Below are 2,914 nucleotides of genomic sequence, written 5' to 3' on the forward strand. Positions count from 1 at the left end.
GACGCGACAGACGGGCACTCGGCCTGCCCATCAGCAGGCTCAGAACGCGAAACGGTCTGCCGACTCCGTCGGCAGACCGTCATGAAAGGCCGAGGTTAGCTGAAGACTGTCGTGGTGAGCGATGAGGAAAAGGCGTCGTAAGAGGCGTCAGGTGGGGATCGGAAAGACGAACGCAAGTGAATCGCTGCTGACGTGTCGTAAGGAAACCAGACGACATCGAAACCGGGGTGTGGCAAGAACTCCGGGATGAGCCTGGCGGGTGCCCGTCTATTGGCCAGGTGGTGTCCGGCATGTAGGCGACGTGAGTCCGGTCTGCGGCTCTCGCATGGAACAGGAGAAGGCAGGTCCGATACGCCCTGACGCAAGGTCGGGGGAGAGGGAGTGCCCCAAGCGGAGGACACCGTAAGGGGTCGAGTACCGATGCGGACCCTGCTGGCAGACCGGCCCGTAGTAGTGACGAAGCCCCTGTAACGGGGGTGGAGCGAAGGGGCCGGGTCGTTCGTGACTGAGTTGATCACATCAACCGGGCAGCAGCCCGGGAGGAGTGCGATGGGCCAGTTGAAGTCTCAGATCAAGCCGTTTGATATTTCGAAGTGGGAAGTCAAGGAGGCGTGGGAGGAAGTCAGGTCACATAGGGGCGCACCCGGCGTTGACGGGCAGAGCATCGAGGACTTCGAGAAGGACCTGAAGGGCAACCTCTACAAGGTCTGGAACCGTATGTCATCGGGCTCGTACTTCCCGCCGCCGGTGCGCGCGGTGGAGATCCCCAAGCCGAACGGAGGCGGCACGAGAATGCTCGGCATTCCCGCTGTCGCCGATCGTGTGGCGCAGACCGTCGTGACCCGGCATCTGATGCGAAGGGTGGACCCTGTATTCCACCCGGACAGCTACGGATACCGGCCTGGACGGTCCGCCTTGGACGCAGTGGAAAGGTGCCGGAAGCGCTGCTGGAAGCGGGACTGGGTGGTGGAGTTCGACATCGCCAAGTTCTTCGACAGCGTGCCTTGGGACCTGCTGGTCAAGGCGGTGGAGGCTCACACCGACGCCGTATGGGTGAACTTGTACGTGCGGCGGTGGCTCGCCGCCCCGCTCGTCCTGCCCGACGGCTCCCTGCTGGAACGGGAACGCGGCACCCCGCAAGGGGCCCCGGTGTCTCCCGTCCTGGCGAACCTGTTCCTGCACTACGCGTTCGACGCCTGGATGGCCCGGGAGTTCCCGAGCGTCTGGTTCGAACGCTATGCGGACGATGCGGTGCTGCACTGCGTCACCGAGCGCCAGGCCCGCCATGTGCTGGCCGCGCTCAGGGACAGGCTGGTCGAAGTCGGGTTGCAGCTGCACCCGGACAAGACCCGGATCGTCTACTGCAAGGACTCGTACCGGCGTGGCTCCTACGAGCACACGTCGTTCACGTTCCTCGGGTACACGTTCCGCCCCAGGAAGAACCGGAATCGGCACGGCAAGCAGTTCCTGTCGTTCGAGCCGGCCATCAGCGGACAGGCCCTGACCCGGATCGGTCGCGAGGTGCGTTCCTGGCAACTGCACCTTCGTAGCGGCACCTCCTTCGGAGACCTCGCCCGCACGATCAACAGTGTGGTCGGGGGGTGGATCAACTACTACGGGCGTTTCCGGCCGTGGGAGCTGTTCCCCTTCGTGATGCGCATCAACGCCTACCTGGTGCGTTGGATCCGCAAGAAGTACAAGCGGCTCGCAAGCCGACGGAAGGCCCACGCGAAGCTCGTGGAGATCGCCCAGCGGTACCCGCGGATGTTCGCGCACTGGTGCCTCACCACCGCCGCCTGCGAGATCTGATGATCAGAACGACAAGAGCCGTGTAACGGGAGACTTTTACGCACGGTTCTGTGAGGGCCGAGGGGTGAGACCCCCCTCGGCTACTCGATATCGCCGGTTCCGGCTGGCGAGCAGGTCCCGGTCAAGGGGGCGTGTGATAAAGGCGCCCCGGCTGTAGCGCGCGCCTCGGTGCGGTGCCCGGCAGCGGTGCGGATGGCAATGGTGCGGTCCCGATGCGCACCGCACCACCGCCGTCCCGGAGGTGCGGCTACCTGGTAGTGCGGTGTGCCGGGTGCGCCTCCATCGCCTGCTTCATCCCCGCGGCCTCCAGCTGGCGCAGGACGTCGGCGACGTCGCCGTGGTCCTCGGTGAGGATGTTCTCGGTGAAGCGGATGATGGTCCGGGCGATGCCCGGCGCGAAGGCCAGGCAGGCGCCGTCGGCGTGGCACAGGATCTCCAGCAGCAGTCGCCCGAGCGCCGCTGCCAGGAAGGAGTGCGCGCACGGCTCCCCGTCGCAGTCGTCCACGGCGGTGACCGGGGCGACGATGTGCGCGGCGACGTCCAGGAGGAGCCGGCGCAGCCCGGGGCCCGTGTCGTTGGCGACCGCGCCGGCGGTGTCGATGTCCCCGGCCTGCAGCGCCCGGATGTAGGCGAAGGCGTCGGCGACGTCGTCCAGCTCCATCGGGGCGAGCGGCGTGGTGGTGTTCTCGGTCATGGTGGCTCCTCATCGTCGGGCCGCCCCGCTGATCGCGGCGGCCTCGAAACCACCCTCGAACCGCAGCCCTGTGGACAGAGCCCGGCCGCCGGAGGGGGGAGAACTCTCCCCCCTCCAGGTTTGTCCTCCGACGCGGAAGTTGGACAGCTTGCCAACGAAGTTGGACCGATCAAGCGGCCATTTCCCCGCTTCCTCGGATGCAGCGTCTTGGGCTGACTCCGTTCACGGCACCGTCATGGCTGATGAACCCTCTTGCATGTTCTATGGCATACCCCATAACTTACTGGCTGGTAGCTCGCTTGCGGCGGGCCGCGCTGTCGTCGGAAGGGTGGTGGGCGGGTGAGTCCGCGCAAGAGTGAAAGCCGTGACCGGATGATCCTCAGTGCCGCTGCTCTGCTGCGGGAGTACGGG

The 2,914-nt window shown here is 66.0% G+C and carries 2 protein-coding genes; one reads left to right on the plus strand and one right to left on the minus strand.

Annotated elements, in window-relative coordinates; translation table 11 throughout:
• Positions 1–549: 549 nt before the first annotated feature.
• Positions 550–1,809: a group II intron reverse transcriptase/maturase gene (gene ltrA, locus ACZ4W9_RS40195; protein ID WP_467944202.1), complete on the plus strand. Its 1,260-nt coding sequence runs from the start codon at positions 550–552 to the stop codon at positions 1,807–1,809.
• Between the two features lie 247 nt (positions 1,810–2,056).
• Here ltrA and ACZ4W9_RS40200 read toward each other — a convergent pair whose 3' ends face one another.
• Positions 2,057–2,503 carry a hypothetical protein gene (locus ACZ4W9_RS40200; RefSeq protein ID WP_467944203.1) on the minus strand — a complete coding sequence of 149 codons (447 nt, stop codon included), beginning with the start codon at positions 2,501–2,503 and terminating at the stop codon, positions 2,057–2,059.
• Positions 2,504–2,914: the final 411 nt, after the last annotated feature.

This window comes from Streptomyces sp. NPDC029296 (assembly GCF_055569255.1).

What these genes read in the sequence shown, in the direction of transcription:
- ltrA (WP_467944202.1), top strand. Translation starts at nt 550, where the DNA reads ATGGGCCAGTTGAAGTCTCAGATCAAGCCGTTTGATATTTCGAAGTGG.
- ACZ4W9_RS40200 (WP_467944203.1), bottom strand. Translation starts at nt 2,503, where the DNA reads ATGACCGAGAACACCACCACGCCGCTCGCCCCGATGGAGCTGGACGAC.